This is a genomic window from Candidatus Symbiothrix dinenymphae (assembly GCF_001431085.1).
The window spans coordinates 1-470 of record NZ_BBRU01000372.1 but is presented as its reverse complement, the minus strand read 5'-3'; the positions used below and the strand labels follow the sequence as shown (position 1 = coordinate 470).

Here is a 470-nt window from a genome sequence, read left to right as displayed (position 1 = left end):
GCATATCTTCGCGCAATTCCTGTGGACGGGCGTCGACTATCTCGGCGAATCCAAAGGATGGCCGTCGCGCGGATATTATACGGCACTGCTGGATTTCGGCGGGTTCATCAAGCCGCGCGGGTATTTCCGCCGGGCACTCTGGTCAGAAAAACCGGTGGCTTACATCGGCACTTACCCGGCACCCGACAACAAATGGGCGCTGTATATGGATGCAGCACCGGTTTGGAACTATGCCGACGGACAGAACATCCGCGTGGTATGCTACACAAACGCCGCCGAAGCCAAGTTGTTGCTTAACGGAAAGGAAACAGGAGCCACGAAAAAATACGACGACAACACGGGCATCATTGGGTGGGATATTCCCTACACGGCAGGCACGCTGGAAGTGGTGGGCATGGACGCCGCAGGGAACAAAACCTGCGAGTATGCCATCCGCACGTCGGGGCGCTCACATACGCTGACGGCTACGG

1 protein-coding gene is annotated in these 470 nt (G+C 57.4%); it reads left to right on the top strand.

Annotated elements, in window-relative coordinates; translation table 11 throughout:
• Positions 1-470: DUF4982 domain-containing protein (locus ASC50_RS04390; protein ID WP_158648425.1), on the top strand; the 470-nt coding region annotated here is incomplete at both ends.